This window comes from Phytohabitans rumicis (genome assembly GCF_011764445.1).
Taxonomy (GTDB): domain Bacteria; phylum Actinomycetota; class Actinomycetes; order Mycobacteriales; family Micromonosporaceae; genus Phytohabitans; species Phytohabitans rumicis.
Genome location: NZ_BLPG01000001.1, coordinates 1,208,096 through 1,234,498, shown reverse-complemented (window position 1 = coordinate 1,234,498; position 26,403 = coordinate 1,208,096). Strand labels below are relative to the sequence as shown.

The window sequence follows — 26,403 nt, the reverse complement described above, 5'->3', positions numbered from 1 at the left end:
ACCAGGTGAACCGATTTAGCGCGATTGGCTCAGGCGGGAGGAGCGATGGACCTGCGGCGCCGCAACGACATCGGCACGAGGGTCGGCCCGGCGCCCGTACCGTCCAGGAGGAGATCCACGGCCCGCCGGCCCATCAGCTCGTGGGGGAGTGCGACCGTTGACAGGCCGGGATGCAGCCACGCGGCGATCGGATCGTCGTCGAACGAGACAACCGAAACGTCTCGGGGCACGCTCAGGCCGACCTCGGCGATGGCCTGGTAGGCGCCGAAGGCGAGCCGGTCGTTCATGCAGACGACCGCGGTGGGCCGCTCCGGCTTGCGCAGCAGGGTCCGCATCGCGGCGTAGCCGTGCTCCGGCAGCCAGTCCGGGCAGGAGACTTCGCGATGAACGGCGGCGCCCACATCGGCAAGAGCGCCGCGGATGCCCGCAAGTCGCGCGGTGGCGGCCATCGACACCTCCGGGTCGTTCTCCTTGAGCCGGTTGCGGCCGATCACCGCGATCCGGTCGCGGTGTCCGCTTTCCAGCAACACGGTGACCGCGGTCCACCCGGCCCGCTCGTCGTCGGGGAGCACGCAGGGCAGGCCGTTCGGGCTGGTGGCGTTGAGCAGCACCACCGGGCCGGCCAGCAGGGCGGGCGGCACGGTGAGCCGACGGGTGGCCATCGCGGCGTAGATGACACCGTCGACCTGGCGGTCGAGCATGGCGTCGATCGCGTGTTGCTCGAAGGCGGGGTCGCCCTGCGTTTCGGCGATGAGCAGGACGTGGTCTCGCTCGCGGGCGGCGTCCAGCGCACCACGGATCAGCCCGCTGGCGAACCGGGTGGTGGCGACGATGTCGGACACGAATGCGATGGTGGCGGTCTTGCGGGTACGCAGGCTCCGCGCGGCGATGTTGGGCCGGTAGCCGAGTTCCTCGGCCGCTTTGAAGACCCGCTGGTGCGCCTCGGCCGACAACCGGGTGCCCTCCCGGCCGTTGAGCACCATCGACGCGGCCGTCTTGGACAGCCCGGCGCGGCGCGCCACGTCCGCCAGGGTTACGCGGTTGTGCGCCATGGATCCTCCGGATCTCGTAGCGGTCGGCGTGTGAACCAGTCATTTCCGAGCCGTTGCCGAAATGGTCCTTGACACCGCTGACCACCGCGACCATGCTCGTGCTAAATCAGTTTAGCGAACCTGACCCGCTCACGGTGAGCGGTACCCGAACCCGCGCGACGCCGCCCGTGGGTGCGGCCGACGGGTGCCGATACCAGCAAGGAGCCATAGATGCCCGAATACAGAACAAGGCGGTTGTCGCGGCGGAGGGTGGCGCTGACCGCGCCCCTGACCGTCCTGGCGATGGTCGCCGCGTGCAGCGCGCCGGGCGCGCAGGAGTCGCCGTCCGGACAGACCAGCGCCGCCGTCAGCACCGAGCTCGGCAGCGAGCAGATCACCTTGGAGATGTACGCCGAAACCGGCTTCCCCCTCGCGAAGGCGCTCGCCGAGGAGTTCACCAAGCAGCACCCGAACGTGAAATTCAACGTCCGCGAGGACCAGTTCACCGTTATCGTGGAGAACGCGCCACGGGTGATGGCCTCAGACAACGCACCGGACATCATCCGGCTGCCCACGATGGTCGACCTGGTCAAGGACGGCCTACTGAAGAACCTCGACCCCTACTTCGCGGCGTACGGGTGGGACAAGTTCCCGGCCTCCCAGCTGGTCCAACTGCGCGTCGCCGAGGGTGGCCGGCCGCGCGGTACCGGCTCGCTGTACGCCATGGGGCTCGGCTACGCCATCACTGGCGTCTTCTACAACAAGCAACTGGCCCAGAAGGTGGGCATGACCCAGCCGCCGGCGACCGTGGCCGAATTCGAGGATCTGCTGGCCAAGGCGAAGGCCGCCAACGTGCAGCCCATCATGCAGTTCAACAAGAACACCGCTGGCATCAACTTCCCGCACCAGGCGCTGCAGAACCAGTTCGGCGACCCGGCCCAGATCGCGGACTGGATCTTCCAGAAGCCGGGCGCCACGTTCGACACCCCGGCCGCGCTGAAGGCCACCCAGACCATCCAGAAATGGGCCCAGGCCGGCTACTTCCCCAAGGACGCGAACGCGATCGACTACACCGCCATGATGGGCCAGTTCCAAAAGGGCGGCGGCCTGTTCATGTTCAACGGCGACTGGGAGTCGGCCAATCTCGACAAGAGCATGCCCGGCAACGTCGGCTTCTTCCTCTTCCCCGGCGAAACGGCGGGAGCCAAGCACGTGGCGATGTCCGCGCCCAACACCTTCGGCGTCAGCGCCAAGGCCAAGCACCCGGACGCCGCCGCGTTCTTCCTCAACTGGGTGCACACCAACGACAAGGCCCGCGAGATCTCCGTGAAGAACGGCGGCACCAGCCCCGGCGGCCCGCCGAACCTGGCCGTCCCACCGGCCGCCGAGGGCACCGTGCTGGCCCAGACGCTCAAGGCGTCCGCACAACTCGGTGCGGAGAACGGCGCGGTGGACTTCACCGCCAACGCCACCGGCGCCATCTTCGCCTCGGCCATCACCCCGGAGATGCAGAAGCTGGTCGCCGGGCAGCAGACCCCGGAGGGTTACGTGAAGGCCGTGCAGGCGGAGTACGAGAAGGAACTGTCCAAGTGACGACTGCTCCCAGCAGGGTGACAGCCCAGCGGGCCGGCCTTTCCAGGCCGGCCCGCCCGGGCCGCCCGACGCCCGTGCCGCCCCGCCGACGCCGATGGCTCCGCCTCGCCCGGTGGAGCGGCTGGCTGTGGGTCCTGCCCGCCCTGCTGATGTACGCGATCTTCGTGCTCCGGCCGCTGGCGCTGACGTTCCAATACTCGCTCTACCACTGGAACGGCATCGGCGTGGCCCGCTGGGCCGGCCTGGAAAACTACGTCACGGTCTTCACCGACCGCGACCTGCTGAAGATCGTCGGCAACGCGTTCGTCCTGATCATCTTCTTCAGCTTCATCCCGGTCGGTCTCGGCCTGGTCATCGCCGCTCTGGTGCGCCGGATCAGCAGCGGCCCGTTCGGCACCGCCGTGCGTACCATCCTGTTCCTGCCGCAGGTCATCCCGCTGGTCGCGGCCGGCATCGCATGGAGCTGGCTGCTGTCCTCGACGGGCCTGGTCAACCAGCTGCTGCGCGGGATCGGACTGGACGGGCTCGCGCGCGCGTGGCTGGGGGAGTTCGACACCGCCCTGCCCTCCGTCGGCCTCATCGGTGCCTGGGTCCTGCTGGGCCTGTGCACGATCCTGCTGATCACCGGCATGAGCAAGATCGACCCCGCGCTGTACGAGTCGGCCCGCCTCGACGGAGCCGGCCCGATCCGCGAGTTCCTCGCCATCACCCTGCCCAGCCTGCGCCAGGAGATCGGCGTCTGCCTGACCGTCACCGTCATCGCCGCTTTGGCCAGTTTCGACATCGTCTACATCGCCACCGGCGGCGGCCCCGGCCTGCAAACCACCGTGCCCGGCCTGGAGATCTACCGCCTCGCGTTCGCCCAGCGCCAGGTCGGCCTCGCCTCCGCCCTCGGCGTGGTGCTGATGGCGCTGGTGCTCATCTGCGTGCTGCCGATCCAGCGGCTGACCCGGGAGGACAAGGGATGAACCTGAGCCGCCGCGAACAGCTCACCAGCCGGCTGTTCCTCATCGCTCTCGTCCTGGTGACGCTGCTGCCATTCGTCAGCATGCTGTCCGCCGCCCTGCAGCCGCGCGGCACCGTACCCGACGGCCTGAGCTGGCCCACCGACCCGCAGTGGGGAAACTTCGTCGACGCGTTCAACGTCGCGAACATGGGGGCGTTGCTGCGCTCCAGCCTGCTCATCGTGGCCGGTGTCGTGCCCGTGTCGGTGTTGATCGCGACCATGGCCGGCTTCGGCCTCGGCCACCTGCGCGTACCCGGCGGCCGGTTCGTCTTCCTGCTCTTCCTGCTCGGCCTCACCCTGCCGTTCGAGGCCGTGATCACGCCCATCTACTACCAGGTGCAGCAGCTGGGCCTGCTCAACACCCGGTGGGCGATCATCCTGCCGCTGATCGGCCTCTACATGCCCTTCGCCGTGTTCTGGATGCGCGCCCACTTCATCAACGTCCCCCGCGAACTCTCCGACGCCGCTCGCGTCGACGGCAGCAACACCTGGCAAATGTTCTGGCGCGTACAGGTGCCCCTGGCCCGGCCCGCGATCGCGTCACTGACCATCCTGCTGTTCCTGTGGACCTGGAACCAGTTCCTGCTCGCGATCGTGCTAGTCGACGACTCCACCAAACGCACGATGGCCGGCGCACTCGGCGCGTTCCAAGGTCAGTGGGGGACCGACCAGGTGCTGCTGTGCGCCGGGTCCCTGCTCATCCTCACCCCGACGCTCATCGTGTTCCTCATCTTTCAGCGCCAGTTCATCAAGGCACTGCTCCAAGGCTCCTTGAAGGGCTGACTCACGCAGCCGGTGTCGCGGCGGGCATGATGGTCGGAAAGCGATATCCCGACCGCCACGGAGGACCGATGGGCCGCGACAGAGTGACCCTGGCGGACGTGGCGCGCCGCGCCGGGCTGTCCAAGACGGCCGCGTCGATGGTGCTCAACGGCCGGGAGGGCACCCGGTTGTCGGCCGAGGCGCACCAGCGGGTCTTCAAAGCGGCCGAGGAACTCGGCTACCGGCCCAACATCGCCGCGCGGAGCCTGCGTACCCGCAAGACCGCCACCATCGCATTCGTGTCCGACATCGTCGCCACCACCCGGTTCGCCAGCGGGCTGATCCGTGGTGCGCTGGACGCCGCCCGCGAGCGAGACCACGTCCTGCTCATCGCCGAGACACAGGGCGATGCGGCATTCGAGCAGTTCGCCATCGAGGCGATGCTGGACCGGCAGGTCGACGGTGTCATCTACGCCGCGATGCAGTCCCGCCGGTTGACGGTGCCGCCCGCCCTGCTGACCGGCCCGGCGGTCCTGCTCAACGCGACCGGCCCGGAGAACGTGCCGTGCGTGCTCCCGGACGACGAACAGGCCGGCCGGACCGTCACCACCGCGCTGCTCGAGCAGGGCCATCACGACCAGATCGCGGTGATCGGCCGCAACCGGCTCAAGGAACGCAACCCCGAGGTATCCCTCGCTGCCGAGGCCCGCATGCGCGGCATCCGTGCCACCCTCGCCGAGGCGGGCACGACAGTCGCCGCCGAGGCCTTCTGCCAGGAATGGCTACCCGAGTTCGGATATCGCGCCATCCGCGCGCTGCTGCGCAAGCCGACCAGGCCCACCGCCGTCATTTGCATGAACGACCGGCTCGCCTTCGGCGCCTACCAGGCAATCGCCGACGCGGGCCTCCGCGTGCCGGACGACATTTCGGTCGTCGCGTTCGACGACGACCCGATCGCGGCCTGGCTGCGGCCCGGCTTGACCACCGCCGCCCTCCCGCACGAGCAGATGGGGCGCCGAGCGATCGAGCTGCTCCTCGACAGCCACACCGCCGCACCATGCCTCGTTTCCATGCCGCTGCGTCGGCGCAAATCCATCGCCCCGCCGGCGTGACCGGCTCGGGCGCGGCCACCGAAGGACTCACCGACGCCTTGTCGCGCAGTCCGCCACGTCGGCGACCTTGCCGCTGTTGGGATTCTCCAGCCGCACCCAACCGCTGTCCGTCGGGAGGACCGACCAGCGCTGGCACGGGTTGTCCCACCAGCCGTACTGCTGGAGGTTGGTCCCGTCGGCGGTGCCGCAGGCGTTCACGTCGAGCGGCTTGTTGCTGTGCTGGTTGACGATCCGGGCGGTGCCGTCGGCGAGCGGCTCGATCCGCCAGCGCTGGTTGGCTCCGCCGTGGCAGCTCCAGAGCTGGACGTTGGCGCCGTCCGCGGTCGACCAGTCGCTCACGTCCAGGCATTTGCCGCTTGCCCGGTTGACGAGCATGACGTCGTTCGGTGTGTAGATGAAGCCGACCTTGTCGACCTCGGTGCCGGAGCGGCCGTGGAAGCCGGCGATCTGCCAGCCGGCGGGCGCGGTACGGGTGGTGCAGTCCGAGGTGGTGGTGCCGCCGGCGAGGGTACGCCCCAGGCGTCGCTACCTTCGGCGGGGGCGTTGCCGCCGCGGGTGAGCTCCACCCATACGTCCGTCAGGCCGTTGGCGGAGGCGAAATCGCGGATCGTGGTGCCGTCGGTGGCGCGGGTGTAGCGGGTGTTGGTGTCGCCCATCACCACCACCGCGTTGCCGGCCGAGTGGCTGGAGATGAACGAGCTGAGCTGAGCGAAGTTGGCGGCCCGGGCCGACAGGTCGCCGCTGTCGCTGCCCGCGTCGGCGTGCAGGTTGTAGAAGTCGACGTAGACGCCCTCGGCGAGGCGCACCCGCATGGGTGGTTGGACAGCGTGTTGAGTCCGCTGCCGAAGGGGACTCCGCCGCTGGTCGGGGTGCGGTACGGGTGGTTGTCCGCCGCGTAGAGGTAGGCGTGGTAGTTGAACTCCTCCTGCACGTTGATCACGTCGTACGGCCCCAGCCGTTGTCCGATCGCCGTGGTCGCGGACTCGCGGTCGGTCGCGGCGCTGGACAGGAGCTCCGGCAGCCCCGCGATGTTGTGCGTCAGGACGCTGAACGTGCCGGAGTCCGCCGCTGACGCCGGCGGCAGTACCACGACCGCGACGGAGGCGAGCATCGCCCCCACGGCACCAGCCAGTCCTCGCCGCATGGGCCGGCCCTTCTCTACGCTGCTGAACGCCCATCCGGGCGTACGCGGTGGGTACGAGTCAGCGCATGGACGGCGGTTGGCACATCGATGCTGGCCGAGACTGTAAGCGCTCGTGATGCCCGAACGGAAGGATATTGCGAAAGAATTTCGCGTTACAGGTGCACCTCGCCCCGTTGCCAGGGCTTGACTGGGCGGGTTGTCCGGAGCCGCATGAGGCTAAATCGGGTTAGCTCGTACTGTTTGGCGCCCGAAGGTCGTCGACAATGTTTGCCGTTTCGCTTGACGGACGCCCGGAAGGTGTCTAGTTTCCGAATCTATTGACAGTCTCCACCGAGGCCGCTCGCCATACCCCCACGGAGGCAGCGCATCATGAGGACTATTCGACGGCTGCTCGCCACAATCACGATCGTCTCGCTGGCCGCGCTGGCGTTGGCACCCACCACAGTGCAGGCCGCGCCCGCGACCAGGTACGACGGGACCCTGCCGAACGGCGCGACATGGATCGCCGACGTGCCGGCGAACTGGAACGGCACGCTCCTGCTCTACAGCCACGGCTACAACCCCACCCCGAACAACCCGCCCGTCAACAGCCCTGGTCCGGCCGCGGCCGAGGCCCTGCTGGCTCGCGGTTACGCGCTGGCCGGCTCGTCGTACTCCCGCTCGGGATGGGTCACCGACACCGCCGCCAGCGACGGGCTCGACACGCTGCGGGCGGTCACCGCGCTGATCGGCCAGCCACGCCGCGCCATCGCGCTCGGCACCTCGTTCGGCGGCATGATCACCGGACAGCTCGCCGAACGCGGCGGCCGGTGGCTCGACGGCGCGATCGCCACCTGCGGCCTGATGGGCGGCGGGATCGACCTGCACAACTACCAGCTGGACGGGTCGCACGCGGTCGCGCAACTGCTGCTCGCGGGGGAGCAGGTGAAGCTCGTTCGCTTCACCGATACCGCTGAGGCATTCGCCACCGCGGGTCGGATGGTGGCCGCCTTGGATCAGGCGCAGGCCAGCCCGGCCGGGCGTGCCCGGGTCGCCCTGATCACGGCCCTGTACCAGGAGCCGACGTGGGTGCCCGGGCAGCCGAAGCCGGCACCCGGTGACATCGAGGCGCAGGTGGCGGGCCAGTACCAGAACCTGCGTACGATCCTGCCGTTCATCGTGGCGGGCCGCTCCGACATGGAGCGCAGCGCCGGCGGCAACCCGACCTGGAACAAAGGCGTCGACTACGGTCGGCAACTGGCCGAGTCGGGTCGCCTTGCAGAGGTGGCGCAGATTTATCGGCGGGCCGGTATCGATCTGCGCGCGGATCTGAAGCTGCTGACGCATACGGCCACCGTGACGGCCGATCCCGCGGCGTACCGCTGGATGCGCAACTCCACGCTGACCGGACGGTTGGACATGCCGGTCCTCACGCTGCATACCACCGACGACGGCCTCGTCCCGGTGCAGCACGAGGAGGAGTACGCCGAGGACGTCCACGACAGCCGCTCCGCCGCGCTGCTGCGGCAGGCGTACGCCGAGCACGCCGGGCACTGCACCTTCACGACCGCTGAACTGGTCGCGGCGGTGGTCACCATGGAAAATCGCATCCAGACCGGACGCTGGGACGGACTAGCTGAACCGCACCGGATGCAGGCCCTCGCCGACTCGCTAGGGCTCGGCTCGGCCGCCTTCATCAGGTTCCGCGTGCCGGAGTTCCTCGGCGACCGCCCCGCACCACCGCGGTACCGCTAGGCCAGGAGCCGCCATGCGTCCATTCGTGTGCCTGGCCGGCGCGGTGCTGGCCGGCGTGCTCGGTACCCCGCCCGGGGCCGCAACGGCGGCCTCGGGCGGCGCCGCCGCCGCCGCGGCCAACCGTGGCGATCACAAGAGCGGCCTCGTGGTGCGCACCGACAAGGGCGACGTCAGGGGTGTGCGGGCCGACGGCGTCGACAGCTTCCTCGGCATCCGGTACGCCGCCGCGCCCGTCGGCGTCCTGCGCTGGCGTCCCCCTCATCCGGCCGCACCCTGGGGTGGTGTGGCCGAGGCGACCGCGTACGGTGACCGGTGCGCAGCCGCGGCCAGCTCGAACGGGCCGCGGACGGAGGCCGAGGACTGCCTGTTCGTCAACGTGCAACGTCCCACCGGCCTCAAGCCCAGCGACCGTCGGCCTGTCTACGTGTTCATCCACGGCGGCGGGTTGGTCAACGGCAGTGCCAACCAGGCCGACATGGCCGCGATCGTTCGGCGTACCGGCGTCGTCGGTGTGTCCTTCAACTACCGCCTCGGCGTGCTGGGGTTCCTTGGACACGCCGGTCTGACCGCCGAGGCCGGCGAGTCGGGCAACTACGGGTTGATGGACCAACAGGCCGCCCTTGGTTGGATCACGCGGAACATCGCCGCGTTCGGCGGGGACCCCCGGCGGGTTACGGTCGGCGGCGAGTCCGCGGGCGGCTGGTCGGTGTGCGCGCACCTGGTCGCCCCGGGATCACGCGGCCTGCTCAGCAAAGCGATGATCCAGAGCGGATCGTGTATCAGCCGCACCCAGCAGGAGGCTGAGACGGCCGGCACCTCCTTCGCGCCGGCGGTCGGCTGCGGCGCCGCGGCGACCGCGGTCGACTGCCTGCGGCGGACGGAGGTCGCCCGGCTCATCGACACACCGGCTGGCCGGTTCGGCTTCGTCCGGGAAACACCCACCCTGCCGGCCGATCCGGCCGAGGCGGTCGCCTCCGGGCAGTTCGCCCGCGTTCCGATCGTCATCGGTGCCAATCGCGACGAGGGCCGCACCTTCGCCCAAGGGTTCATCGACGCCACCCGGCAGCCCACCTGGGCGTACGAGTTCGCGCACCGGACCGGTCCCGGGCTGACCCCGATTCCCGGTTATATGTGGGGGGCCGGACATGCCGCGGAGCTCGCGTACCTGTTCCCCAGCTTCGACAACGGCGTTCCCATCGCTCCCACCTTCGACGCCGCGGAACGACAACTGGCCACGGACATGAAGCGCTACTGGGCCGCGTTCGCCCGGTACGGCACGCCAAACGCCCGCGGGCTGGCGTGGTGGCCGCGGTACGACCATCCCGGAGAGTCCATGTCGCTACGGGCCGGCGGGGAAAGCCGTCCTATGTCCGACGCACAGTTCGTCGCCGAACACCAATGTGCCTTCTGGCCGCCATGAGGTCAAAAACATAGCGCCCAACATCGATACCCTATCCTGGGCCGGTGGCAGCGCCCGGTCCACCAACTGGCGTGCGACCGCAGACCCTCCTGCTGACCTTCCTCGGCAAGGCGGTGCTCGGTCGCGACATCGCCGTTTTTTCCGGCAGCTACATCGCCGTGATGGAGCGACTCGGCATCTCGGAACAGGCGACCCGGTCCACATTGACCCGGATGGTGAACCACGGTCTGCTGGCCCGCCACCCCCGCGGCCGGAAGATGTACTTCGGGCTGACGCCGCGGGCCGAAGCGGTCCTGGCGGAAGGCGAGCACCGACTGTGGCGTGCCGGAGCGGTCAACCGGGACGCGGACGGACGCTGGACCCTGCTCGGGTTCTCGCTGCCTGAGTCCCGCCGCGACGAGCGCCATCTGCTCCGATCGCGGCTGCGCTGGGCCGGCTTCGGCCTGCTGCGCAGCGGGATGTGGATCGCGCCGGGCCGGGTCGACATCGCCGCCCCATTGCCGAACGGGCAGTTGCACGACGATGTCCAGGTCTTCTACGCCGAGCCGGCGGACCCGGCAGCTGTCGGACAGATGGTTCGTGACGCCTACGACCTGTCCGCGATCGCCGGACGCTACCAGCAGTTCCTGCACCGCTGGGGCACCCCGCGCCCGCTGCCGGCCGCCCCCGACGACCTGGCACGGCTGCTCTGGCTGGTCAGCGAGTGGCTGCTGGTCCTGCGCGACGATCCCCGGATACCGCTGCGACACCTGCCACCCGACTGGCCCGCGGTCGCCGCTGAGAAGGCCTTCCGGCGCCGCCACAACCAGCTCAGCATGCGCGCCGAAACGATTCTCGACGAGGTGGTCGACGCCGTCGAGATCCCACGGTAAGGGCCGGGGTGGGTGGGCGGGCAGCTGCCACCCACCCCGGCGGGGCACTGCTCAGCTGGCGCAAGCCGTGCCGTTGAGGGTGAACTGGGTCGGCGCGTTGTTGGCGCCGCTGTAGGTGGCCTGGAAGCCGAAGCTGACGCTGCCGCCAGCGGCGATCGTGCCGTTCCAGGCGGCGTTTCGGGCGGTCACCTGGTTGCCGGACTGCGCGACGGTGGCGCTCCAGGCATTGGTCACCTGCTGGTTGCCCGACCACGTCCACTGGAGGGTCCAGCCGTTGATTGCCGAGCTGCCGTTGTTGGTGATGGCGACGGTGGCGGTGAAGCCGGTGTTCCAGCTGTTGGCGGTGTAGGCGACCCGGCACCCCGTGCCGGCGGGCGGGGGAGAGGTGGTGGGCGGCGTGCTGGTGGGTGGTGTGGTGGGTGTCGTGGCGGTGGGTGGGGGCGTCGTGGGTGTCGTGGGCGGCGTCGAGGTGATTCCGAAGAACTGGAGGGCGGCGAGCGCCATGCCGCTTGCCGGCAGGCTGTGCCCGGCGCCCTGGATGGCGTACGCCTCGACCTGCACGGTGCTGGAGCTGTTGGCGTAGCGGCGGCGGTTCCAGTTGGTTTGCGGGGTGTCGCTGGCGGTTGGTGTCTGGCCGAGGCCGAACACGTTGGTCCACTGTTCGATCGACTCGTTCAGCCGCGAGTACGGTACGAGGTTGTCGGCGGTGCCGTGCCACAGTTGCGCCCGCGGTCGTACTCCGCTGTATGCGGGGTAGGCGGCGCGGACCAGGTCACCCCATTGTTGCGGGGTGCGATCCACCTGGCCGGTGGTGCATTGGCTGGTGCTTGGTGGGTAGTCGGCGGCGTTGGCGAAGCAGCCGAAGGGTACGCCCATAAAGGACGCGCCGGCTTTGAACACCTCCGGGTAGACGGCGAGCATGTGTTGGGTCATCATGCCGCCGGAGGAGCTGCCGGTCGCGTAGACGCGGTTCAGGTCGCCGCCGTACTGACGGTTGGCGTAGTTGACCATGGAGACGATCGAGACTGGGTCGCTGCCTCCGCCGTGGCGTTTGGCCGCGTCGGACCAGGTGTCGAAGCACCTGCCGAAGCCGGCCTCTTGCATGGCGCTGGGGTAGATGACGATGTACCCGTACTGGTCGGCGAGGCGGGCGAACTCGCTCTGCTGGTAGAAGCCTGGTCCGGAGCCGCTGCAGCCGTGCATCGCGACCACGATCGCCGGGTTGGCCGGGCGGGAGTCTGGGACGTAGATGTGCATGCGCATCCCGCCCGGGTTGTCGCCGAAGCTCGTCACCTCCACCAACGACGCGGCGGATGCCGGTGTGGACAAGACGACCGCGGCGGCCGCGGCCAGCACGCCGCTGGCGACGGCCGCGATCGCGGTCTTCATTCGATTCATGAGCACCTCCATCGAAGAACATCGCTGAAAACGTTAGGTAAAATCGTGACGTCCGTCAATAGAGTGGCCTAGCTTTCGTCGGCTCCGCAACGACGGTGGGCCGGGTACAAAGCGCCCGGCCCACCGTGTCAACGTCGTCCACAAGGCACCGGCCACCGTCTGGGCGTAGAGAAGATGAAAGAGGGCTGACCCGCGTCGATACGACGAGGAATGGTCAAGGTGCAGGGCGCCGTGCAGAGCCCGGCCCGCATCGGCCCGAACCCTTGGCCACCTGCATGGTGATGGGACGTCGCGAAAGGAGGCCGCCGATACAGGTGGCGAAGGTCAGGCAGGCCAGTAGCGCGTGCCGTCGCTGGTCACGCTGCGTCCCATGTTTGTACGGGACCGCCTGGGATTCGAACGCACACCATCGAGACGAAGGCCGTACAGCGATACCAACATGGAGTGCAGGAAAAGGGCCGCACTGCATCCAGACTCAGGCCCCAGGCGCGCGCTCGGCGGCGCTGCGCTCGACGCAGAACACGTTGCCCTCCGGGTTCGCCATCGTCACCCACCCCGTCCGGTCGGGCTTGCGGTGATCCTTGTACTCGGTCTCACCGAGCTCCTTCAGCCGCTCGACCTCCTCGTCACGCGTTCGGTCCGTAGGCATGACGTCGAGGTGGATCCGGCGACCGGGTCTTGGTTCGCCGACTTCCCCTCGGGGTTATATCGGAACAATCAGACATCTTGGCGCATGTCGTCAGGGGCAAACCCCGGTGAACCAAGAACCGCTCCTCGCAGATCTGCCCGGCGGAGCTTGGCGCACGGATAGCCGATGAGCTGGGCCCGGATGCAGTGACCTGCCCCGCGGTGTCGCTGATCAGGAGGGCAATTCAAAAACTAAGTCGACGCTCGCAGATGTGATGCGGAGTGACGTCGGTGGGTGCCGCGACGGGTCTGAGAGTGTCCTGATTGGACGCGGCGGCCGAGTCCGATAGGTCATCTTTGCTGACCCCTCGCCCCGACGGACTAGGGATGATCGGCGACAGCGGCTACCAGGGCACCAGCCCGACCGCGCTGCACAAGAACCACCCTGCGTCGCCGGCCTCCGCGAGCCAGCCGCAGCACCTCATCGCGGTCGGCGTTCGTCGCGCGCGCATTGCCACGCCTCTCGTCGGACCACCCAGTGATCACGCTGACGTGGCGCCCGCGCCGTCGAGATCGCGTGCGGCGTCGGCGAAGGCGCGCACGAGTGGCGACTCGGTTGCCGTGCGCCAGACGAGGGCCCAGTGGCCCAGCGGCGCATCCCGGATGGGCAGGTAGACGATGCCGGGTCGCTGGTAGTAGCGGCTCGCCTCGGCGAACACGACACAGACGGCTTGGTCGGCGACGACGACCGCCTGAATCTCTTGAAAGGTGGCGACCTGCGGGCCGCGCGGTATCGGACGCCCGCTCGGTGTGTGGGACGGGAGTACCGCGGCTTCCCAGTAGGCGGGCACCGAGCCGGCGATCTGGGGCAGGACGCAGTCTCCGAGGTCTTCCAGGAGCACCGACGCCCGGGTGGCGAGTGGGTGGGTGCTGGCGACCATCAACAGGAGTGGGTCGGTAATCACCGTTGGTCCGACGGTGAGGTCCGGTTCCCGTACCGGCAGCCAGCAGGTTTGCAGGTCAACCTGACCGGCTCGCAGCGCTCCGAACGGGTCGCTGAAGTGCACCTCACGGAACAGCAGGTCGCAGCGCGGGTTGCGGGCGCGGAACCGGTCGATGACCCGGACCAGTTCGTAGGTTTGGGACCCGAAGACGCCCAAGGTGAGGGTGGTGGCGCCGCGAGCGGTCGTGGTCGCGACCTCGATCGCGGCCCGGAGTTGGCCGTATGCGGCCTTGAGGTCGGTGCGGAACTGCTCGCCGAGTGGCGTCAGGCGAACCGCGCGCGTGGTGCGGTCGAACAGCGGCGCGCCGATGAGCCGTTCCTGCTTGCGAATGGACTGACTGACCCGAGCGGTGGTCAGCCGCAGCCGATCGGCGGTCCTGCCGAAGTGCAGTTCCTCGGCGAGGGTCAGGAAGATCTCGATGTCGCGCAACTCCACGCTTCCATTATCAACTGCGGCTAAAGAGTCGTTGCCGAGGTCGCCGTTGATCCACAGCCCGACCGCGACGGACGCTGTGCGGGCACCACAGACGAAGGGAACTCAAGGACATGACCGACTCGGAACAGACCTCGGTGGTGATCACCGGAGCCAACAAGGGACTTGGCTTCGAGGCGGCCCGTCGGCTCGGCAAGCAGGGCTGGACGGTCTTCCTCGGCTCGCGCGACGAGGGTCGAGGACGGGCGGCAGCCGACAAGCTGGCAGCCGGTGGCGCGGACGTGGTCCTGGTGCCGCTGGACGTGACCTCGGACGAGTCGGTGGCCGGCGCCGTACGCCTCGTTCGGGAGCACACCGACCGGCTGGACGTACTGATCAACAATGCCGGCGCGCCGGGAAACATCGTCGCGCCCGCGGACGCGACTGCCGAGGAGGTGCATGCCGTCTACGACACCAACGTGTACGGGCCGATCAGAGTCACGCATGCGTTCCTTCCCCTGCTGCGGGCGGCGCGGCACCCGCGGGTCGTGATGGTCTCCAGCGGTGGCGGCTCGTTCGCGGTTGTGACCGATCCGCAGCAGCCGGTCTCGAAGATGCACGAGCTGGCCTACAGCTCGTCGAAAGCGGCACTGAACATGATCACCATCCGGTACGCCCAGGCGCTCCCAGAGATCAAGTTCAACATCGCCACCCCGGAGAGGTCGCCAACCGCAAGTTCGCCGCCACCGACATGAACCACCACACCGGCCAACTGACCGTCACCGAGGGCACCGACTCGATCATCGGGCTCGCGATCCTCGGCCCCGACGGGCCGACCGGCGTCTTCGTCGACCGCCTAGGACCCGTTGCCTGGTGACCGGCGCCTGGCACAGCTCACGCGGGCGCACTGTCACAGCGGTCCGATCGCCGCCATCTCGTGTCCAAACAACCAACCACCAACGAACGGAGCTACATCATGGGCAAGGTCTGGTTCATCACCGGTTCGTCGCGCGGCCTGGGCCGCAACTTCGTCGAGGCCGCCCTGTCCCGCGGCGACAAAGTGGCCGCGACCGCCCGCAGCACGGCAAGCTTCGACGACCTGGTCGCCGGATACGGCGACGCGGTCCTTCCGCTCGAGATGGACGTGACCGACAAGGCCGCCGTCTTCGACAGCGTGCAGCGGGCCAGGGAACACTTCGGCCGCCTCGACGTCATCGTCAACAACGCCGGCTACGCCCAGGTCGGCGCGATCGAGGAGCTGTCCGAGCGGGAGCTGCGCGACCAGTTCGAGACCAACGTGTTCGGCGCCGTGTGGGTGATTCAGGCGGCGCTGCCCTACCTGCGCGAGCAGGGCTCAGGGCACTTCGTCCAGCTGTCCTCGGTCGCCGGCCTGATCGCGATGCCACTCGGCGGCGCGTACCACATCTCCAAGTGGAGCGCGGAAGCGTTGAATGAAACCCTCGCCCGCGAGGTCGCCGACTTCGGCATCAAGGTGACCCTGATCGAACCCGCCGGCTTCGCCACCAGAAAGGGCAAGAACCCGAACCCGCTCGACAACGGCCACATGGCCCAGCTCAACCCCGCATACGACGGTCTGCGCCAGCGCCTCGGCCAGATGACGGGCAGCAAGCCCGCCGGTGACCCGGTCGCCGCGGCCCAGACACTGCTCAAGATTGTCGACTCGGACGAGCCGCCACTGCGGGTGCTCTTCGGACAGGGCTTCCACCAGATGATCGAGCAGGTCTACGCCGACCGGCTCAAGACCTGGGCCGACGGGCAGGACCTCTCGACCGAGGCACACGGCAACCTCGACCAAGCGGGCGCGAACCCGCAGGCCTGAGAACAGCTTTCGCCGGCAATACCGACGGCCGGTCTGCCCGACCGGCCGTCGGGAGCCCCGACCTGCCCGAACCCGTCGACCAGAACGAAAACCATACCCGTGAAACCTAGCGCTACCACCGATGCGGCAACCCATTCGAAACACGGCCACCGCCGCTGGATACGCCCGCTCGCCGCATCGCTGCTGTTGACCCTGTTCGCCATCGAATTGATATATGCCTGGCCCTCGTTGACCACGGCACTCAATCAGCTCCGCGCGCCGCGGCCCGGCTGGCTCGCCGCGGCGCTGATCGCCGAACTCGCCGCGATGGCCGCCTACGCCCGGATGCAACGCCGACTGCTGCGCTCAGCCGGCGTCCGGGTTTCGATCTACCGGCATGCGGCGCTCGCCTACGCCGCGCACTCGCTCAGCGTCACTCTGCCCGGCGGCCCGGCGTTCTCCACCCGTTTCAACTACCAGCAGATGCGCCGCTTCGGCGCTTCCCCCGCCGTCGCGTCCTGGTGCATCGCCCTGTCCGGCATCCTCTCTGCCGGCGCGCTGGCCGTCATCACCACGGCCAGCGCGCTCGCCACCCAGGGCGCGCCCCCATGGCACACCCTCATCGGTCTGGCAGTGGTCGCGCTGCTGCTCACCGGCGGCATCCGCAGGCTCACCCGCCATCCCCGAGCGGTCGAATCAGCGGTACACGCCGTGCTGGCCCGTCTCAACCGGCTCCGGCACCGACCCGCCGCCGACGGACTGGACCGAATCATCGGCTTCGCCAGACAACTCGGCGCCGCCCGCCTCCCGCCGGGTCACGCCGCCGGTGCCACCACCTACGCCCTGCTCAACTGGCTCCTCGACGCCGCCTGCCTCTGGCTTTGCCTGCACGCCGTCAGCAACGCCGACATCAGCACCACTCGACTCCTGTTGGCGTTCTGCGCCGGCTACGCCGCCGCCAGCATCACCATCGTCCCGGGCGGCCTCGGCGTCATCGACAGCGCGCTCATCCTCGGCCTGGCCGCCGGTGGCATCGACACCGACACCGCCTTCGCCACCGTCGTGCTGTACCGAATCATCAGCCTCGGTGTCATCATCAGCGCGGGCTGGATCACCTGGACCGTCATCCGTCGCTGACCACAACGACCTCTTCGCTCTCGCCGTGCGGTGGCTCAAAGCTCTTGACGTCACCACGGCTGACGTCTTGGTCGCGCCATCGCACCCGGCTGAGCTGATCGCCAACATACGCGGCGCCCACAGTGTCGAGATCGATTCTGGGCACCTGATCGCCATGGAGAGAGCAGCGCAGTGGGAGCATGCGATCGAAGGGTTCCTTGATAGGGTTCATCCCGGCGCACTACTGCGGTCTGAGGCGTGATGCGACTCGGCGTGGTATTGCCCGACGAGTCGGCAGAAGCTGACCCGCGGCGGATCGTCGAGGTGGCCCGCCGGGCCGAAGTCTTGGGCTTCGACAGTGTCTGGCTACCCGACCATCTGCTGCCGCCGTCCGAATACGGACCAGTCTACGGCGGCGTCTTCGAACCCCTGATCCTTCTGTCGCACATCGCCGCCGTGACGACACGGATCACGTTGGACTCGGCGGGCCTTGACATGAAGCCAACTTTAGGTCGTGGCCGAGCCTCCCAGCAACGACGGAATCGCCATGCCGCTGTCGCCGCGACCATGAAGACGGTTCCTGGTTCGCCGCGTTTCCCCTCGGCGGCAAATAGCAACAAACGGACATCTTAGTCCGTGTTGTCGAGGGCAACACCGGCGAACCAAGACCGGTGAGGAATGTGGTCGTGGTGTCTTTGTCGTGCCTGATCGCGGCAGGCTACCGGGTCGCCTTGGCGTCGTAGTCGCGCCTGGCCTGCTCCACCGTGTCGAGTTTGGTGCTCGCCCAGTCAGCCAGGTGCGCGAAGAGTGGGGCGAGGCTGCGACCGAGGTCGCTGATCTCGTACTCGACTCGGGGCGGGATTTCGGGGTGATAGGTGCGCACGATCAGGCCGTCCCGTTCGAGTTGGCGCAGCCGCTGCGTCAGCACCTTCGGCGTGATCGTGGTTATCCGCCGCGCCAGCTCAACGAAGCGCTGCCGGCCGTGCTCGTTCAGGGTCCACAGGATCGGTGTGGTCCACCGGCTGAACACGATGTCCACGACGGGGTCGATCGGGCAGGCGTCCTCGGGGTCGGTCGGCGTGCGCGACTTCCAGGTCGGCTTGCCAGTCATGTACGTCCCTCCGGCATAGTCACTTTCCCCTAGGTACCTACTATACCGGCGATGTTAGCGTCACTCCGTTCCCGGCCACCAGGCCGTGGAAACAGTGACCTGACAAGGAAGCAATTCGATGATCGTAGTTACGGGAGCGACCGGAAACGTTGGCCGGCCGCTTGTCCAGGCGCTCGCGGCATCCGGTGAGAAGGTGACGGCAGTGTCTCGCAGAGTCGGGGAAGCGGCCGTGCCGAAGGGTGTACAAGTCGCCGCGGCGGATCTGACCGACCCGGAGGGTCTTCGGCCCGCCTTCGATGGCGCCGACGCGCTGTTCCTGCACGACGGCGGCGCCAGCGCCCAGGCGTTGAAGCCACGAAACATCCTCGACCTGGCCAAATCCGCGGGAGTACGAAGAGTTGTGTTGCTGTCCTCGCAAGGAGTCGGCACCCGGCCGGATTCCCACTCCCACGGCGTCCTGTTGCGGTCTATCGAAGACGCCGTGCGGCAGTCGGGTCTGGATTGGACGATTCTGCGACCAGGTGGCTTCAACTCCAACATGTACGCCTGGGCGGAATCGGTCCGTACCCAGCGGACGGTCATCGCGCCATTCGGTGACGTCGGGATGCCGACGGTTGATCCCGCCGACATCGCCGACGTAGCGGCCACGACGTTGCGGGAGGACGGCCACGCCGGGCAGATCTATGAGTTGACGGGGCCGGCGCTCACCACGCCGCGACAGCGCGCCAACGCCATCGGCGACGTACTCAGGGAGCCCATCCGGTTCGTCGAGCAGACCCGCGATGAAGCACGCACACAGATGCTGCGGTTCATGCCCGAATGGGCGGTCGAAACCACACTCGCCGTCCTCGGCGAGCCGACCCCCGCCGAGCAGCGGATCAGCCCCACGGTCGAGCAGGTGCTCGGCCGCGCGCCACGCACCTTCGCCGGCTGGGTCCAGGGCCACATCTCCGCCTTCCGGTAGGCCGCGCCAGCGCGGCCCGGATCGCGCCTGGCCAATTCGCGGCGGTGCAACGAAACCGGCTTATGACAACCGCCGGAGCGGTTGGGTGTCTTGCTCGACCCGTTGCTCACCCTGATCTTGGATGGCACGTCGCGGATGTACAGGTCGGGTCGGGCCCAGCCGGCCAACCGCTCCACGCTTCCTGATGGTGGTTTGCGTGGCGACGCGGCGGTCACCGCAGACTGTCCAATGCGGACATCGCTGCCGAGTGTGGCATGGCCGAGGCCACGGTCAAGGCCGACGGGGGCGGGTCAAGCCAAGCTGGGGTAACCAGCACCTGCTCGATCCAACACGTGGATCGTGGACCGGCAATACCCGCTGGACGTCTCGCCGCTGTCGTTGAGTTGGACGTAACGGATGTCGAGCGTGTCGCGGGTACGGGTGCCGACAATGAAGCCACGACGTACCGCGCCACCGCGGTAGGTCGCCCAGACCTCGCCGTCGCGTTCCTGATACTCGAAGACAGTGTCTGCGCCGACCTCGCCGCCAACGTTCGCGACAGCGGCGAACCGGCGGCCGTCCAATGAGGATGCGGTCATGCTTTCTGTCGCGACGAACAAGCGCTACGGCTCGGCCGCAGTGCGGCCGTACCGCCGTCCTTGTCTACGGGCACTCGCTGGACCCATTCTCGTCGGCATCATCGTCCCGCCGCCGGCATGCGGTGACGACGAATCCCACCCGTAGTGACCGAAACGACGGCGGCAGCGCTCATACCGCCCAGTCAGCCTCTACGCCGTGAAGAAGTCAATGAGTGCGCGCGCGACCTGGCCGGGCGCGTTCTCGGTGGGGATGTGCCCTGCATCCGGGATGCGTATGAGTGTGGTGTGCGGGATCTCCGCGGCGAACCGCTCGGCGTACTCCACCTTCTGGAAGTCGTCGTCCTCGCCCCAGATCAGCAACTTGGGTGTCGCGTTCTGCCGCAGCGCGGGAACGGCATCGCGGGTGTAGCGGTTGTCGGCCGCGCCGGCCAGGGCCATCCAGGAGCGGCGAACCCGCGCATCGGTCCACGGATCCAGATAGTCCGCGATCCGTTGCTCGGTGGCGGCACCGGCCAGCGCCGCTGTCACGGCTTGCCGGCGGGCGGCGAGAATCTCGTCGGCGGTAATGGCGGCGACGACCTGCGGGTCCCGGAACCGGGCCACGCCGGACACCGGCCAGGAGTCGTAGGTGACCGAGTTGACCAATGCCAGCCGGGACACTTCCAGCCGATCGTGGACGAGCAGGTGCTGGGCGACGGCGCCGCCGATGTCATGACCCGCTACGGCGATCGGCCCGCAGAGCCGCACCGCGGAGGCGAAGCGCGCCACCCAATCCGCGAGGGCCGGGACCGTGCCCGTTTCCAGGGTGAGTTCGCCGCCCGAGCGCCCAAGTCCGGGCAGGTCGACCGCGACGGGCCGCAGCCCCGCCGCAGCGAGGCGGTCCAGCACCGGCAGCCAGACCCGGCTCCAGTACGTTCCGTGCAGCAGCAACACGGCCGGGCCGTCCTGCTCCACGGTCAGGTAGCTGGCCATCTCGCCGTCGACCTGGATCTCGGTGCGCAGCACTGTCGTTTCGACGATCTCACTCATGGGTCCACTGTGACCGGGGCCGGCCTTCCCGCCGAGAGTCTGGAACGACACCCTTAGGTACATTCCTGCCATGACCCTTCATCGGGTGGTGGCCCTGGTCACCGCGCCGCAGTCGCCCTTCGAGCTGGCCTGTGCCTCCGAGGTCTTCGGTACCGTTCCGCAGGACGCGCCGCCCCACTACAGCTTCCGGGTCTGCGCCGAGCGCCCCGGACCCCTGCCGACCACCGCCGGCTACGCGATGCTCGTCGAGGCGGGGCTGGCCGCCCTACGGGAAGCGGACACCGTGGTCGTCCCCGGCTGGCAGCCGCCCGGCGCACTCGTGTCGCCGAACGTCGCCGAGGCGCTGCGGGGCGCCCACCGGCGCGGGGCGAGGATCGTCGCCATCTGCACGGGGGCGTTCGTGCTCGCTCAGGCCGGACTGCTCGATGGCCGCCGTGCCACCACCCACTGGCGCAGCGCCGTCCAGTTGGCCGCCGCCTTCCCCGAGGTGCGGGTGGATCCGGACGTGCTCTTTGTGGACCACGGCGATGTGGCGACCAGCGCCGGGACCGGCGCGGGCATCGACCTGTGCCTGCACCTGGTGCGTTCCGACCACGGCGCGGCGTACGCCGCCCAGGTCGCCCGGCGCATGGTCCTGCCACCGCACAGGGAAGGCAGCCAACTCCAGTACGCCGCACACCCCGCACCGGCCAGGGCGGACGAGTCGTTGGCGCCACTGCTGGAGTGGGCCACCTCCCACCTCGACACCCCACTGACCCTCGACCACCTCGCCGAACGCGCCGGACTGTCCAGCCGAACCCTCGCCCGCCGCTTCACCGAACAGCTCGGCACCAGCCCGGGACAGTGGCTGCTCGGCCAACGCCTCGACGCGGCACGAATACTGCTGGAACAGACCGACCTTCCGGTGGAAGCCATCGCCACCCGGGTCGGACTCGCCTCAGCGGTCAACCTACGTCGCCGGTTCCGGGTGCATCTCGGCACCACACCCGGCATTTACCGACGGACCTTCAGCGAAACCTGATGACGCAACTCGGCGTTCCCGCACGCGCGGGCCGGCGAGCGTGACGCGGGTGCACCTACCGCGGCGCTGGCCCTGGCAGCACGCCTGGGACAACCTGTTCACCGCCGTACACGCCCCACCGGCCTGAACCGTCTACATCAGACGAACCTGGCAGCCGGCGCCGGCCACACCCCAAGCCCGACCACCCCGACCGCCCCGCGAGCAGACCGACGATCCTTGATCGGCGGATCACCCCTGCCCACCGTCACCAACAAGATCAGCATGCCGCGAACATCCCGAAACAACGGCCGCCATAGATCAAACCCGTGGATCGAGGCTGAGGATGTCGCACGCCCGCCTGGGGTTATTCACGCTCGGGCAGCGGCAGATCCGGACAGGTCGAACCGGCGATTACGGGCTTAATCTCGTCGTCTGCGGTGCTGCGGAGCGCGTCGACAGCCTCCTTGACGGCTGGTTCCCCGCCGACTGCGCGTCAAGGAGAAGCGCACGAGCGAGCTGCAGTCCCTGGCGACACGCGCTGCGACTCCGCTGGTTCGCCCCGGAGTCTCAGCACGCGCCGAGGCTGATTCGGGCGTACCCCTTCCGCCTCTGACAGCGCTGCCGTCACGAGGCCCGGTGTATCGGAAGCGTGCGTCGGAATTGGCACTTCGCTTCCACACTCCCACCTATCGCGCGGTGTAGCTTGAAGTCATCTCGGTGACTCTGGACCCAGGCCACGCTCGACGCGGACTGGAGACTTCCAATGTTTGTCATCCGAGATAGATTGTCATCAATTATCGCATCCGCGGGCCTGTTGATCGCGACCGGTCTCCCGGGTTCGCCGGCCAGGGCGGCCGGGCCGGCTGCGGCACACGGCGCGAGGACGGACAGGGTGAGCGTGTCCACTGCCGGGGTGCAGGGAAATGAACAGGTCACCATCTCGGCGGTCAGTGGGGATGGGCGGTATGTCGCCTTCAGTTCCTACGCGTCGAACCTGGTGGCCGGCGACGTCAACGGCGACATCGACGTGTTCGTGCGGGACCGGCGCACCCGTATCACCACACGGATCAGTGCCGTGGGTACAGCCGACGACGGCAGGAACTCCGGCGGTATGTCTCCGGCCATCAGCGGCAACGGCCGGTATGTGGCCTTCACGTCTGGCGCGCCGGGCTTGGTGCCTCGTGACACCAACGAGATGACCGACCTGTTCGTGCGTGACCGCGTGGCCGGGACCACCGTCCGGGCAAACCTGTCAAGCACAGGGGTTGAGGCGAACGCCAGCACGTACAACCACACCATCAGCACCGACGGCCGCTACCTTGCCTTTACATCCACCGCCTCGAACCTGGTCGCGGGTGACACCAACGGCACCGTCGACGTGTTCGTGCGGGATCGGCTGACGAGAATCACCACCAGGGCCAGCGTGTCCAGCCGGGGCAGGCAGGGCACCAATCACGACAGTGCGACTCCGGCGATCAGCGCCAACGGCCGGTACGTTGCGTTCACCTCCGCCGCGTCGAACCTGGTACCTGGCGACAGCAACGGCACCTCAGATGTGTTCATCCGTGACCGGTGGGCCCGTACCACCGTTCGGATCAGCGTCTCGAACACAGAACGCCAAGCCGCCGGCGACACCTACCTCCCGGCGATCAGCGCCAACGGCCGCTACGTCGCCTTCACCTCCGCCGCGTCGAACCTGGTACCTGGCGACAGCAACAGGGTCCCGGATGTGTTCGTGAGGGATCGGCGGGCCGGTACGACGACTCGGATCAGCGTGTCCACCAGCGGCGCGGAGGGCGTCACTAACAGTGCCGTGCCGGTCATGAGCGCCAGCGGCCGATATGTAGCCTTCCTCTCCAGCGCACGCAATCTCGTGCCCGATGACACCAACGATGCGTGGGACGTCGTCGTGCGGGATCGGCGGATGGGCACCACGACCCGGGTCAGCCGTTCAACCACGGGAGTCCAAGCCAACACCGCCAGTCTCGCGCCGGCGATCAGCGCCGACGGCCGATACGTGACCTTCACGACAGGGGCATCCAACCTGGTGCCATCAGACACCAATGACGCCTTCGATATCTTCGTCCACGGCCCAATCCACTGACCCGTCCTCGATCCGGTGCCCGAGCCGGGACTTGCCGACAGCCGGTTGATCCGGTCCGCTATCGTGCCCGCACCAACGCGACCGGCCTGACGCCCGCGGTCCGGCGCTGGTTACCGACCTGACGGGCGCGGACTGCCTGGCCCGGTGGCCGATGTTCGCGCCCGCGGCAGCATCCGCCGGCGCGGGTGCGGTGTTCGCGCTGCCGCTGCACGTCGGCGCGGTCCGGGTCGGTGTCCTGGACCTTTACCGCGCGCGGCCCGGTGGCCTGGACGGTGACCAGCTCGCCGACGGGCTGCTGTTGGCTGACATCGCCTGCGCGCTGGTGCTGGACGCGGTGCAGCACGAGCGGCCGCACCCGGACGGGCGCCGGCCGGAGCCGGCCTCCCTCGCGTATCCGCAGGTGCACCAGGCCACCGGGATGGTCACCGTGCAGCTGGGGGTGAGCGCGGCGGTGGCGCTGGTCCGGCTGCGCGCCTACGCGTACGCCCACGACCGGCGGCTGCATGACGTCGCCACGGACGTGGTCGCCCGACGCCTGCGATTCCACCCCAAACCTGACGGAGACCGTGGTGGCCGTTGACGTCCCCGACTCGGCGCGCTCGCGTCACGTTCGGTGGGCGGCTGCCAGCCGCCGGGCGAGCAGGTCTAATGTCCAGGCGGGCGGGTCTACCGTGTGGCGAGGTGAGTGAGATGGCCGAGGTCCAGCTAGCCGACATGTTTGTGGAGATGGCCGATACCCTCGTCGACGATTTCGACGTGATCGACTTCCTGCACGGGTTGACCGAGCGGTGTGTGCAGCTGTTGGGCGTGTCGGCGGCCGGCCTGCTGTTGACCGACCAGCGGGACGCGTTGCACGTGGTGGCCGCCTCCTCCGAACGGACCCGGCTGCTGGAGCTGTTCCAGCTGCAAACCGACCAGGGCCCGTGCGTGGACTGCTTCCGCACCGGCCAACCCGTGTCGGTCGCTGACCTGACCACGGCGGGCCGCTGGCCTAGATTCACCGCCGCCGCCGCTGAGGTCGGTTTCGCCGCGGTTCATGCGGTGCCGATGCGGCTGCGCGCGGAGGTGATCGGCGCGTTGAACCTGTTCGACACCGCTCCGGGCCCGCTGGACGAGGGCAAGCTGCGGATCGGTCAGGCCCTGGCCGACGTGGCCACCATCGGACTGCTGCAGCAACGCGCCATCCATCGCCGCGACACCCTGACCGAACAGTTGGAGACCGCGCTGCGCAGCCGGGTCCTGATCGAGCAGGCTAAGGGTGTCCTGGCCGAACGGCTCCACCTGGACATGGCCGAAGCGTTCACGCTGCTGCGTGGCAGTGCCCGCAGCCGCAACCTGCGCCTGTCCGACCTCGCCCAGGCCGTGGTAGCCGGAACCGAACGGATCCCGCTGGCCACGGCCACCGGCCTGCCCCGCTGATACTCCACCAAGGCCGGCGTGGCCTTGGCAACCGGCATCGGGGCGGATGCGGGCGGTCGTGGTGGGGTCCCGGGCGGAAACCGCCCGGGACCCTCCCCCGGCCCCTGGAAAGTCTTGGTTCAGCTGCACCTGCGAGCGGTCCCTGGCCTGACGGCCAGGCACCCGTGGCCCGCTCAGCCGCCGGTTCCCGGTCGGCACGCGCCATGGCCGTGCTCATCGCGCCGCCGCCGCGCCCGGGGCAACCCGCGGACACCGAAGCCGCGATACCGGTCATTCGACCCCTCCGGTGGCAGGCAAAACCATGGCACGCCAAGGATTCCGCCACCGGGGACCGGGGTGACACGGTGCACGGTACACCCCATCGCGCCGTGTCACATCCACTGCCGACGTCGATGTGGCCGGCTAGCCGCGCGCCGCCTCGGGCGAGGACGTGCCGCTGCGGGTGCCGACCAACCGGCGACCTCCCAGGACATGACATGCGGATCGTCCACGACGCCGCAGCGCTACCGATGCCCAACTTGGAGCGCCCACGCGGCTCCGCTCAACGGTTTCGCGGGGCGCCGTTCACCGGCGACAAGGTGGCTGGGTCGATGTCGTTTGGTCCTTACCTTCGTCAAGTCGATGGCGCAGTTCAGGTGATGCAAACGGAGTCGGCGGCTGGTGGGGGCATGATCACCGCCCCGACGATCAGCAAGCCTCAGGCCAGCGGCAAGTCGCTGACGCGTCCGGTCGACGATCCCCGCGATCTCCGCGTCAGTGCACGTGATCAAGCTTTGCCGTCTCGATTTGAACGCAGTCGTCGCCCGCGCGGCGATGTCATCCGGGCTGGCTGATAGGTCGCATGACCGTGGATTATCTCTTCGAGCTTGAGGTGTTCCGGCCACATCTATGATCCGACGGCGTTTGACACCGCGGGAATCCGAGCTGGTGGCGGCGTTCGGCGCGAGGTTGACACCTGGCGGTTGTTCGGGACCGCCCTGGGTGGCGAACAACCGGTGTTTCGACGTCTTCGGTGGTGGCGTGATCTTGCTGGTCAGCGGATCAAGTAGGTCCAGTTCGAACAGTTTGTGATCCGTTGAGGCATTGACGTTAAGCGGCGGCTGTGTTGTCGCCGGGGCTGCGGGTTCGTACGTTTCGGCTCCGACCGAC

At 68.5% G+C, this 26,403-nt stretch carries 26 protein-coding genes and 3 pseudogenes; 18 read left to right on the top strand and 11 right to left on the bottom strand.

All coding sequences use genetic code 11. The features are described from left to right. Window positions 1–29: 29 nt before the first annotated feature. The gene (locus Prum_RS05160; protein WP_173074412.1) at window positions 30–1,052 is read right to left on the bottom strand and encodes a LacI family DNA-binding transcriptional regulator; all 1,023 of its coding nucleotides are present in this window, start codon (window positions 1,050–1,052) and stop codon (window positions 30–32) included. Window positions 1,053–1,262: 210 nt separating this feature from the next. Here Prum_RS05160 and Prum_RS05155 point away from each other — a divergent pair, with 210 nt between their 5' ends. The 4 genes from Prum_RS05155 (at window position 1,263) to Prum_RS05140 (ending at window position 5,504) form a co-directional block, all read left to right on the top strand. Continuing rightward, window positions 1,263–2,624, top strand: coding sequence for an ABC transporter substrate-binding protein (locus tag Prum_RS05155; RefSeq protein WP_173074410.1), 1,362 nt, complete (start codon window positions 1,263–1,265; stop codon window positions 2,622–2,624). Next, window positions 2,621–3,592 (top strand): carbohydrate ABC transporter permease, encoded by a 972-nt coding sequence (locus tag Prum_RS05150; RefSeq protein ID WP_246277656.1) that lies wholly within the window; start codon window positions 2,621–2,623, stop codon window positions 3,590–3,592. Before Prum_RS05155 ends, Prum_RS05150 begins: the two co-directional genes overlap by 4 nt. Next, window positions 3,589–4,413 carry a carbohydrate ABC transporter permease gene (locus Prum_RS05145; RefSeq protein ID WP_173074408.1) on the top strand — a complete coding sequence of 275 codons (825 nt, stop codon included), beginning with the start codon at window positions 3,589–3,591 and terminating at the stop codon, window positions 4,411–4,413. Before Prum_RS05150 ends, Prum_RS05145 begins: the two co-directional genes overlap by 4 nt. 68 nt (window positions 4,414–4,481) lie before the next feature. Further along, window positions 4,482–5,504 carry a LacI family DNA-binding transcriptional regulator gene (locus tag Prum_RS05140; RefSeq protein WP_173074407.1) on the top strand — a complete coding sequence of 341 codons (1,023 nt, stop codon included), beginning with the start codon at window positions 4,482–4,484 and terminating at the stop codon, window positions 5,502–5,504. 27 nt (window positions 5,505–5,531) lie between these two features. Here the strand turns inward: Prum_RS05140 and Prum_RS05135 are convergent, their stop codons facing one another. The 3 genes and pseudogenes from Prum_RS05135 to Prum_RS54895 all read right to left on the bottom strand — a co-directional run. After that, complete coding sequence (locus tag Prum_RS05135) at window positions 5,532–5,843, bottom strand: RICIN domain-containing protein (RefSeq protein WP_246277655.1); 312 nt, start codon at window positions 5,841–5,843, stop codon at window positions 5,532–5,534. A 105-nt stretch (window positions 5,844–5,948) separates the two neighbouring features. Further along, a pseudogene (locus Prum_RS54900) lies at window positions 5,949–6,023 on the bottom strand (hypothetical protein); the annotation flags it as partial. A gap of 122 nt (window positions 6,024–6,145) precedes the next feature. Continuing rightward, window positions 6,146–6,316: pseudogene (locus Prum_RS54895) on the bottom strand (jacalin-like lectin); the annotation flags it as partial. A 701-nt stretch (window positions 6,317–7,017) separates the two neighbouring features. Here Prum_RS54895 and Prum_RS05125 point away from each other — a divergent pair. From Prum_RS05125 to Prum_RS05115, 3 genes are read left to right on the top strand one after another with little or no spacing between them, the layout of a single operon-like run. Further along, a complete protein-coding gene (locus Prum_RS05125) occupies window positions 7,018–8,382 on the top strand; it encodes an alpha/beta hydrolase (RefSeq protein WP_173074405.1) in 1,365 nt (454 codons plus the stop codon). Window positions 8,383–8,395: 13 nt separating this feature from the next. Further along, complete coding sequence (locus tag Prum_RS05120; protein ID WP_173074403.1) at window positions 8,396–9,802, top strand: carboxylesterase/lipase family protein; 1,407 nt, start codon at window positions 8,396–8,398, stop codon at window positions 9,800–9,802. A gap of 44 nt (window positions 9,803–9,846) precedes the next feature. Next, entirely contained in the window at window positions 9,847–10,674 is an 828-nt protein-coding gene (locus tag Prum_RS05115; RefSeq protein WP_218577071.1) for a PaaX family transcriptional regulator, read from the top strand. A gap of 51 nt (window positions 10,675–10,725) precedes the next feature. Here Prum_RS05115 and Prum_RS05110 read toward each other — a convergent pair whose 3' ends face one another. The 3 genes and pseudogenes from Prum_RS05110 to Prum_RS05100 form a co-directional block, all read right to left on the bottom strand. Continuing rightward, entirely contained in the window at window positions 10,726–12,072 is a 1,347-nt protein-coding gene (locus tag Prum_RS05110; RefSeq protein WP_371871187.1) for an extracellular catalytic domain type 1 short-chain-length polyhydroxyalkanoate depolymerase, read from the bottom strand. 475 nt (window positions 12,073–12,547) lie between these two features. Further along, a pseudogene (locus tag Prum_RS05105) lies at window positions 12,548–12,745 on the bottom strand (VOC family protein); the annotation flags it as partial. A gap of 496 nt (window positions 12,746–13,241) precedes the next feature. Further along, window positions 13,242–14,138, bottom strand: coding sequence for a LysR family transcriptional regulator (locus tag Prum_RS05100; RefSeq protein WP_173074397.1), 897 nt, complete (start codon window positions 14,136–14,138; stop codon window positions 13,242–13,244). Between the two features lie 110 nt (window positions 14,139–14,248). Here Prum_RS05100 and Prum_RS05095 point away from each other — a divergent pair, with 110 nt between their 5' ends. The 4 genes from Prum_RS05095 (at window position 14,249) to Prum_RS05085 (ending at window position 17,070) form a co-directional block, all read left to right on the top strand. After that, window positions 14,249–14,869: an SDR family NAD(P)-dependent oxidoreductase gene (locus Prum_RS05095; protein ID WP_246277653.1), complete on the top strand. Its 621-nt coding sequence runs from the start codon at window positions 14,249–14,251 to the stop codon at window positions 14,867–14,869. Further along, on the top strand, window positions 14,866–14,991 hold the full coding sequence (locus Prum_RS53560; RefSeq protein ID WP_281368841.1) for a hypothetical protein: 126 nt from the start codon (window positions 14,866–14,868) through the stop codon (window positions 14,989–14,991). Before Prum_RS05095 ends, Prum_RS53560 begins: the two co-directional genes overlap by 4 nt. A gap of 99 nt (window positions 14,992–15,090) precedes the next feature. Then, window positions 15,091–15,954: an SDR family NAD(P)-dependent oxidoreductase gene (locus Prum_RS05090; RefSeq protein WP_173074395.1), complete on the top strand. Its 864-nt coding sequence runs from the start codon at window positions 15,091–15,093 to the stop codon at window positions 15,952–15,954. Between the two features lie 99 nt (window positions 15,955–16,053). Then, a complete protein-coding gene (locus Prum_RS05085; RefSeq protein WP_173074393.1) occupies window positions 16,054–17,070 on the top strand; it encodes a lysylphosphatidylglycerol synthase transmembrane domain-containing protein in 1,017 nt (338 codons plus the stop codon). Here Prum_RS05085 and Prum_RS05080 read toward each other — a convergent pair. Then, on the bottom strand, window positions 17,057–17,281 hold the full coding sequence (locus Prum_RS05080) for a hypothetical protein (protein WP_173074391.1): 225 nt from the start codon (window positions 17,279–17,281) through the stop codon (window positions 17,057–17,059). The genes Prum_RS05085 and Prum_RS05080 overlap by 14 nt on opposite strands. 29 nt (window positions 17,282–17,310) lie before the next feature. On the opposite strand from Prum_RS05080, the gene Prum_RS05075 reads away from it, so the two are divergent. After that, the gene (locus tag Prum_RS05075) at window positions 17,311–17,682 is read left to right on the top strand and encodes an LLM class flavin-dependent oxidoreductase (RefSeq protein WP_173083416.1); all 372 of its coding nucleotides are present in this window, start codon (window positions 17,311–17,313) and stop codon (window positions 17,680–17,682) included. A gap of 85 nt (window positions 17,683–17,767) precedes the next feature. Here Prum_RS05075 and Prum_RS05070 read toward each other — a convergent pair whose 3' ends face one another. Next, entirely contained in the window at window positions 17,768–18,160 is a 393-nt protein-coding gene (locus Prum_RS05070; protein WP_173074389.1) for a winged helix-turn-helix transcriptional regulator, read from the bottom strand. A 118-nt stretch (window positions 18,161–18,278) separates the two neighbouring features. Here Prum_RS05070 and Prum_RS05065 point away from each other — a divergent pair, with 118 nt between their 5' ends. Then, entirely contained in the window at window positions 18,279–19,124 is an 846-nt protein-coding gene (locus tag Prum_RS05065) for an NAD(P)H-binding protein (RefSeq protein ID WP_173074387.1), read from the top strand. 290 nt (window positions 19,125–19,414) lie between these two features. Here the strand turns inward: Prum_RS05065 and Prum_RS05060 are convergent, their stop codons facing one another. Together Prum_RS05060 and Prum_RS05055 are read right to left on the bottom strand one after the other, a co-directional pair. Next, complete coding sequence (locus tag Prum_RS05060; protein ID WP_173074386.1) at window positions 19,415–19,723, bottom strand: avidin-fold protein; 309 nt, start codon at window positions 19,721–19,723, stop codon at window positions 19,415–19,417. 168 nt (window positions 19,724–19,891) lie between these two features. Continuing rightward, entirely contained in the window at window positions 19,892–20,731 is an 840-nt protein-coding gene (locus Prum_RS05055; RefSeq protein WP_173074384.1) for an alpha/beta fold hydrolase, read from the bottom strand. A gap of 70 nt (window positions 20,732–20,801) precedes the next feature. Here Prum_RS05055 and Prum_RS05050 point away from each other — a divergent pair, with 70 nt between their 5' ends. The 5 genes from Prum_RS05050 to Prum_RS05030 all read left to right on the top strand — a co-directional run bounded on the left by Prum_RS05050 (window position 20,802) and on the right by Prum_RS05030 (window position 26,087). Beyond that, complete coding sequence (locus tag Prum_RS05050) at window positions 20,802–21,752, top strand: GlxA family transcriptional regulator (RefSeq protein WP_173074382.1); 951 nt, start codon at window positions 20,802–20,804, stop codon at window positions 21,750–21,752. Window positions 21,753–22,623: 871 nt separating this feature from the next. Further along, the gene (locus Prum_RS05045; RefSeq protein WP_173074380.1) at window positions 22,624–23,835 is read left to right on the top strand and encodes a TolB-like translocation protein; all 1,212 of its coding nucleotides are present in this window, start codon (window positions 22,624–22,626) and stop codon (window positions 23,833–23,835) included. Window positions 23,836–23,986: 151 nt separating this feature from the next. Then, window positions 23,987–24,415 (top strand): ANTAR domain-containing protein, encoded by a 429-nt coding sequence (locus Prum_RS05040; protein WP_173074378.1) that lies wholly within the window; start codon window positions 23,987–23,989, stop codon window positions 24,413–24,415. 110 nt (window positions 24,416–24,525) lie between these two features. Further along, the gene (locus Prum_RS05035; RefSeq protein WP_173083415.1) at window positions 24,526–25,254 is read left to right on the top strand and encodes a GAF and ANTAR domain-containing protein; all 729 of its coding nucleotides are present in this window, start codon (window positions 24,526–24,528) and stop codon (window positions 25,252–25,254) included. A 476-nt stretch (window positions 25,255–25,730) separates the two neighbouring features. Next, window positions 25,731–26,087 carry a hypothetical protein gene (locus Prum_RS05030; RefSeq protein ID WP_173074376.1) on the top strand — a complete coding sequence of 119 codons (357 nt, stop codon included), beginning with the start codon at window positions 25,731–25,733 and terminating at the stop codon, window positions 26,085–26,087. Window positions 26,088–26,403 lie beyond the last annotated feature (316 nt).